This is a genomic window from uncultured Thomasclavelia sp. (genome assembly GCF_944324745.1).
GTDB lineage: Bacteria > Bacillota_I > Bacilli_A > Erysipelotrichales > Coprobacillaceae > Thomasclavelia.
The window spans coordinates 1-6,118 of sequence record NZ_CALUXO010000006.1 but is presented as its reverse complement, the minus strand read 5'-3'; the positions used below and the strand labels follow the sequence as shown (position 1 = coordinate 6,118).

Annotated in this window: 7 protein-coding genes; 3 read left to right on the top strand and 4 right to left on the bottom strand. The window is 30.5% G+C overall.

Going from position 1 to position 6,118, the window contains the following annotated elements:
* The 3 genes from Q0K54_RS00585 to Q0K54_RS00575 form a co-directional block, all read left to right on the top strand.
* The coding region (locus tag Q0K54_RS00585) for a hypothetical protein (protein ID WP_294577875.1) at positions 1 to 196 on the top strand (196 nt) is incomplete at its 5' end.
* Positions 162 to 959 (top strand): CvpA family protein, encoded by a 798-nt coding sequence (locus Q0K54_RS00580; RefSeq protein ID WP_294577873.1) that lies wholly within the window; start codon positions 162 to 164, stop codon positions 957 to 959. The genes Q0K54_RS00585 and Q0K54_RS00580, both read left to right, overlap by 35 nt.
* Positions 960 to 1,141: 182 nt before the next feature.
* Positions 1,142 to 2,254, top strand: a complete 1,113-nt coding sequence (locus tag Q0K54_RS00575; protein ID WP_294577871.1) for a tyrosine-type recombinase/integrase — start codon at positions 1,142 to 1,144, stop codon at positions 2,252 to 2,254.
* Positions 2,255 to 2,400: 146 nt separating this feature from the next.
* On the opposite strand, the gene Q0K54_RS00570 is transcribed toward Q0K54_RS00575, so the two are convergent.
* The 4 genes from Q0K54_RS00570 to Q0K54_RS00555 form a co-directional block, all read right to left on the bottom strand.
* Entirely contained in the window at positions 2,401 to 3,375 is a 975-nt protein-coding gene (locus Q0K54_RS00570; protein ID WP_294577869.1) for a zinc-binding dehydrogenase, read from the bottom strand.
* A 2-nt stretch (positions 3,376 to 3,377) separates the two neighbouring features.
* On the bottom strand, positions 3,378 to 4,403 hold the full coding sequence (gene acgM, locus Q0K54_RS00565) for a radical SAM/SPASM domain protein, ACGX system (RefSeq protein WP_294577867.1): 1,026 nt from the start codon (positions 4,401 to 4,403) through the stop codon (positions 3,378 to 3,380).
* A gap of 53 nt (positions 4,404 to 4,456) precedes the next feature.
* A complete protein-coding gene (locus Q0K54_RS00560) occupies positions 4,457 to 4,621 on the bottom strand; it encodes a hypothetical protein (protein WP_294577865.1) in 165 nt (54 codons plus the stop codon).
* Positions 4,622 to 4,802: 181 nt separating this feature from the next.
* Entirely contained in the window at positions 4,803 to 5,921 is a 1,119-nt protein-coding gene (locus tag Q0K54_RS00555; protein WP_294577863.1) for an aldo/keto reductase, read from the bottom strand.
* Between the last annotated feature and the right edge of the window lie 197 nt (positions 5,922 to 6,118).

The window sequence follows — 6,118 nt, the reverse complement described above, 5'->3', positions numbered from 1 at the left end:
ACACGTGTATATGCTCTATTGGATTAAGAATGTTAATAGAAAAAGGATTCCATCATATTTTGAATATAAATATGGTATTCAATTTAGTAAAGAAAAGGAATTTTTAACAGATAACGGATATCTAAAGGATGAAAAATTAACAGAAAAGGGAGAAAACGCTATTGAGCTGCATAACGAAGTTATCAAAAACCATTAAACAATCGATAACACAAAACAAATTATTAAAAATCATTATTTATTTTATTGGCTTTATAGTAATTTTTATATTAATGTTAATGATTTCTTCATTTGCTATTAATTGGCTAGTTAATACTCCTAATCCCTTTGGACTAGGATTTATAGACGAATCCAATAAAGATACCTGGATAAATTTCTTTGGTGCTGTTATCGGCGGGATAACAACTTTAGCTGGTGTTTGGTTGACAATAAAAGATAACGATAATAAAAGGCGCGAAGACTTAGCAATGCAATATAGACCTATTTTTCATTGCGATGTGACTGATATTGCTATCACAAATGATAATTGTATGCTGATAGTTGAATTAAAAATAAAAAATACGGGTAGAGCAGAAGCTTCAGCAGTAGAAATTAAATCATCATCAAAATCACCTTTAGTTACAATGGTAAGTTATGATTCCACATCTATGATAGAAGTAAATAAAGATTTTAATTTTATAGTTACTTTCGTATATAGAGGAGAGAATTTAGGTGATGATAAATATCAATGTCTACCCCTTAGAGATAATCAAGATAAATTAAATACATCAATTGATATTACATTTTCAGATATAGTTAATACAAAATATTGCTTATGTTTCGATTTAGAATGTAGATATACAGTAAATTTAAATTTAAAAATGCTAAATAACAAAACATTGGATCAACTAGGTGATTTTGTTAAAAACGAACCTCAAAAATGGGGTGTAAGTTTAAAAAACATAACTACCAAAAAAATTTGATAAAATTCTTGGTGAAGCAATTTTAATCAATAAAAAAAACTCCACTGCTGGCAACAGTGAAGTCTCAAGTGCACTGGCAATGCACTAATGTAAAATTAACTTGCAAAAGTCCTTTTACGTACTCAATTTTACCATAAGAGCACGTTCAAGGCAAATGACAATTGAAAGGACGTGTTTTAATTATGGCTAGAAAGCAAATATTTAAACGCAGACCAAACAAAGCCGGTACAGTAGTAAAATTGTCCGGTAAAAGAAGAAGGCCATACTGCGCTAAAGTAACAACTGGTTATGATACATTAACTGGCAATCAAATTCAGGTTTCAATAGGTACCTTTGAAACATGGCAGGAAGCAGATGATGCTTTAACGCTTTATAGATTGACAAACAAAAAGACCATAACAGATAAAGAAGCGAGTGCCCTTGCACCAGATGTTTTCCAAAAGTTGGTTGATCAGCGTGAAAAGAACCTTCCTACATTTAAAGAAATTTTTGATATTATATATGAAGAAGATTTATCAAAACTATCTAAATCTGCAGCTGCTGGTTACAGATCATGGATAAAACATTTTAAATCTATTCACAATAGAAAAATATCAACTATAACACTTGCAGATTTACAAGATATATTTGACAAAGATAAAACTAGTTATGACACAAAAGTTAAAATGAAAGTATTGTGTTCTAAGGTTTTTGAATATGCAGTTATTCATCAGTTTATTACTCGCGATAATAATTATACAGAATATATAAAATGCGGTAAGCCTTCAAAAAGCGAAAAACATTATGCATTTACTGATGATGAAATAATTTCTTTAATAGAAGATGGCAGCGAAGTCGCTAAAATTGTACTGATTTATATTTTTACTGGATTACGAGCAAGTGAATTATTAAATATAAAAAGAACTAATATATATTTGGAGAAGAAAACACCTTATCTAGTTGCTGGATCTAAAACTGAAGCCGGCAGAAATCGTGTTATTCCTATTCACCCTTTTATAGAGCAATACGTTAAAAGAGTACTACTAAAATCTGGTAAAAGAATAATCGATACAAGCTATAGTAAATTTAATAGTACTCTTTTTCATGGGCTTATGAAAAAATTGAACATGCAACACACTATACATGATACCCGCGATACATTTGCAACATTATGCCAAACATACGGTGTAGATATATTTGCAAGAAAACGTATTCTAGGTCATAAATTTAAGGATCTAACTTTTGATACTTACACAGATACTGTTATTGAAGATTTATACAATGAAATTATAAAAATCAGGGTTCCAAAGTCCTGATTTTTTGTTACTTATTTGTTACTTACGAGGTACATTTTACCGAGTTTTACTGGTCAAAATCAACGGTTTAATGCGGAATTTAATACTAAATATTTCCTAAATTAAGAAATAAAAAAACGTTTATTAACTTGTAACAAACGTCATCATTATTTAGCTACAATTACTACACTTTTACCCGTTACTAAATGGTTTTCAAGATCATAATGAGCTTCTTTAATTTTATTAAAAGGATAAACTTTTCCAATAATAGGTTGAATATTTTTTGTCTCTAAAAAAGAAAACATCTCATCAATAACCTCTTTAGTTGGAGAATTACTATAAAAAGAAGTTAAATACACACTATTAGGAATTTCTTTGATCGGATCAAAATTATTTAACACATACTTACCACCTAAAATACCTACCTGACAGACAATACCATATTTTTTAGTAATGCGCATTGACTGTAATAACGTTTTGGGCCCTATCAATTCTAAAACTTTGTCAACCCCTGAAGGATAGTCTTGTTTAATAAAAGTTTCAAAATCTTCATTTTCTAAAACAAATTTATCTACACCACATTTTTTTAAACAATCTATTTTATTTTTATTTCTAATTGAAGCAATCTCCTGGCAGTTATTAGCTTTAGCTAATTGAATGGCTGCTATTCCTAGAGCACTGGTTGCCCCGCGAATTAACAGCGTTTCATCTGCCTTAATTTTTAAACATTCAAATAGAGCACCATAAGCAGTAAAAAAAGTTTCCGGAATGGCAGCCAGCTTCTTATATGCTAATTGGCTCTTGACCTTAAATACATTTTTAATTGGTAACAGCGCATATTCACTATAACTACCATTAAAACTGCGTCCCATTCCGCCCATCAAAGCAATTACCCGATCTCCAACTTTAAAATTACTGTTGGACGGATCAGCAATTTCACCAACACATTCAATTCCCGGTACTATCGGTTTATTAATATAATCCTGATCAACTTCAAATTGTCTTAATAACACTTCAGAATGATTCAATCCAAAAGCCTTAACTTTGATTAAAACCCATCCCAGCTTAACAGTTGGAACCGGTATTTGTTTAAAAGTCATTTTCTCACTACTGCAACTTTTATCTAATACAACCGCCAGCATTATTAAACCTCCTTCCAGCATTGTGGATCAGGGGCATACATATTATGACTATAACCATAACTTACAGCCGGACAACCACGACAAAATCTTAACAATTCGCATTTTTGACATTTTTCAAATTTATGATACTGTCGATACTGATCGTATTTTTGATCATGGAACCATTCATATAAAGATTTATCTTTAATATTTCCGACTTCACTTTCCATACGACGACAAGAATAAATCTTGCCATCTGGTAAAATAGTCATATGATGACTACCACAATGACAACCATCATATATAGTATTAGCATCAAGATTTTCTGGTATTTCTAAAAGACCCTTTTCATAAAGATACAACGTCCATAAGTGATCTTTCAAATTAAACGAAGTCTGAGTGTTTTGATTCTGTTCAAATTTTTTCCAGCAGATATCTAAAAATTGTCTATATTCCAAAGGTTCAATATGAGTACTTTTTTCTAAACTAGTAGGACAATAACGACCAAAAGCAAAGATATCGACCTTATTTTCAACGACTAAATCGATTAAATCTGGAATTTCATGGATATTAGTTCCCGAAACGGTTGTCATAATGGCCACTTTAATTCCGGCTTTTTTTAAACATTTTATTTTTTCAAGTGTCCAATCAAATGAACCTGGTTTTCTAAAATAATCATGGGTTTCTTTTAATCCATCTAATGATAACTGATATTTTAAACAACCAACAGCTTTTAGTCTTCGACAAATTTCATCATTTAGATGAAATGGATTCCCTAAAATAGTAAAAGCAATCTGATGTTTTTTAAATAAGTTCATAATATCCCAAAATCGCGTATGTAAAATAGGATCACCACCAGTTAAATAAATATATGGTATTTTCCCATCTTTTTGACACATAATTTCAATATCATTTAACGTCGCTACTACTTGATCATATGGTGTTTCTAATAACTCAATATCTTGATTTTCACTAAAAATATAACAATGTTTACATCTTTGGTCACAATAATCAGTAATATGCCACTGATATGCAAAATACTCTTTCATCTAAAACCCCTTTCCATTACCAATTCACTACACAATAATTGTGTAGTGAGCTATTATTCACCAGCGCCACAAGCACTACCACAAGCACTTGGAGTTTCTTCTGGTTTTTCATCTTCTCCAGCACCACAAGCACTGCCACAAGCACAACTGTATACGTTCTTCAAAACTTTTTTATATGAAGAAACTGCCTGATAATCATTATTAGTTGTCCATTTCATTATTGTCACCTCCTTGATGACATCATCATATCAATAAATGTTTTTTAAAGTAAGAAGGCACTTTTTAGTATCCTGGTAACTTTTTGGTTAGAATCATGAAAAAAAGCCACGTTTCAAAAATATTTTTTTATTGTTTAAAATAATAAAAACACAAAAAAATCCAGATTTCTCTGGATCTTTCTTATTCAAAATGTTTAGCAACATCTTGAAGATATTCAATTATTGTTAAGTGTTGTGGACAAACACTTTCACATTGACCACATGCAATACAATCACTAGCTTTACCAAAAGTCTTAGTTAAATTAGCATAATATTCACCTTGAGGTGTCCATCCTTTTTCTTCAACTTCCTGTAAATCTGCATTATACAATGAAAAATACTTAGGAATTTGAATTTGCATTGGACAACCATCAAGACAATAAGCACAACCCGTACATGGAATAGCAATATTAGCATTGATAGCATCAACTGCCTGATCAACAATTTTATATTCTTCATCATTCAATGGTTTAAAATCCATCATATAACCAGTATTATCTAATAATTGTTCCATATTAGACATACCACTTAATACCATCATTACATTATCTAAACTAGCGGCAAATCTTACTGCCCAAGAAGATACTGACATATCCGGATGATATTCTTTAAACATTGTTTCAACATTTTCAGGAACTTTAGCTAAAGTACCACCTTTAACTGGTTCCATAACAATGACCGGTTTATGATGTTTTGTTGCTACTTCATAGCATTTACGTGATTGAACTCCGGCACTATTCCAATCCAAATAGTTGATTTGTAATTGAACTAATTCAAATTCAGGATGTTCTGTCAAAACTTTATCTAATAATTCAGGACCATCATGGAAAGAAAAACCAATATGTTTAACTAATCCTTGTTCTTTCTTTTCCATTATCCAATTAAAACAGTCAAGTTTTTCAAAAACTTCCAAACTATGAGTATTAATATCATGTAATAAATAATAATCAAAATAACTTACACCAGTTTTTTCTAACTGTTCATTAAATACTTTATCCCGATCTTCTTTGGTTTTAATAAAGTTTGAATGTAATTTAGTTGTTAAAGTGAAACTATCACGAGGATGACGATCTACTAAAGCTTCTTTAGCAGCGTTTTCACTATTAAAACCACAATACATCCAAGCAGTATCAAAATATGTAAACCCACGTTCTAAAAAAGTATCTATCATCTGTTTTGTCTGCTCTAAATCAATTTTAGATGGATCGTCAGGATCCAAAGATGGTAACCGCATTAATCCAAATCCTAATTTTTTAGCCATTATTTCATCTACCTTTCTAGATATTTCTATCTAGTATAATTTTAATCGCTAAATCGGAAATTGTCTATAATTAATTCAATTCAATTATTCAGACTTTTCATTTAGCTATTGAACACATAAAATCATATGAACTAATAACATATATTCTTTTAAATCATCAACTTTGACCATTTAAAGATCGGGAATATAACAAGCTG